General features: G+C 68.8%; 2 protein-coding genes. Both read left to right on the forward strand.

Annotation, left to right across the window (positions count from 1 at the left end; genetic code table 11):
- On the forward strand, nt 1-390 hold a 390-nt coding region (locus ABTY15_RS39760; RefSeq protein ID WP_350607735.1), incomplete at its 5' end, for a FadR/GntR family transcriptional regulator.
- Nucleotides 387-1,039 (forward strand): amino acid permease (locus ABTY15_RS39765; RefSeq protein ID WP_350607737.1); only part of this gene is annotated, 653 nt, incomplete at its 3' end. The genes ABTY15_RS39760 and ABTY15_RS39765, both read left to right, overlap by 4 nt.

The raw sequence follows: 1,039 nt of genomic DNA on the forward strand, positions 1-1,039 counted from the left end.
GCGCTGCGCCGCACCCCGGAGGACCTGGACCACCTGGCCCACCTGCTGGAGCGGATGGAGCGGGAGACCGACACCACCGCGTGGGTCGCGCTGGACACCGTCTTCCACCTCGCGGTGGCCGAGGCCTCCGGCAACCCGGTGTTCCGCCGGGTCATCGAGGAGATCCGTGACGCGCTGGCGCGTCAGTCGACCTTCCTCAACGAGCTGGGCGGTCGGCGCGAGCAGTCCAACTGCGAGCACCGTGCGATCGTCGAGGCGCTGATCGACGGTTCCGAGCACGACGCGGTGGCGGCCATGTCGCACCACCTGCACCGCGTGGAGGCCACCCTCACCGACATCGTGCGCCCCCAGCGGGCGGACACCTCAAGAGAAGGCAGAGCCGAGGCGTGAGCGAGCAGTTCCTCAAGGACGAGAAACTCCCCACGACCCGTCACGTCGACGCCGGAGACACCGGCTACAGCAAGTCCCTGAAACCCCGGCACGTCAACATGATCGCCATCGGCGGCGCGATCGGCACCGGGCTCTTCCTCGGCGCGGGCGGACGCCTCGCCGAGGCCGGGCCCTCCCTGTTCGTCGCGTACGCCGTCTGCGGCGTCTTCGCGTTCCTCGTCGTCCGCGCGCTCGGCGAACTCGTCCTGTACCGCCCGTCCTCCGGCGCCTTCGTGTCCTACGCCCGGGAGTTCCTGGGGGAGAAGGGCGCGTACACCGCGGGCTGGATGTACTTCCTCAACTGGGCGACCACCGGCATCGCCGACATCACCGCGGTGGCGACGTACACCCACTACTGGCACCTGTTCTCCGACGTCCCGCAGTGGGTGATCGCGCTCATAGCCCTGGCCGTGGTGCTCACCGTGAACCTGATCTCGGTGCGGATCTTCGGCGAACTGGAGTTCTGGTTCGCCATCGTCAAGGTCAGCGCCCTGGTCGTCTTCATGGGCATCGGGATCTTCCTGCTCGTCACCCAGCACCCCGTCGACGGCGCGGTGCCCGGTCCGTCCCTGATCACCGACAACGGCGGGATCTTCCCCAACGGCCTGCT

Source organism: Kitasatospora sp. NPDC097643, assembly GCF_040302625.1.
In the GTDB taxonomy this organism is placed as follows: Bacteria; Actinomycetota; Actinomycetes; order Streptomycetales; family Streptomycetaceae; genus Kitasatospora.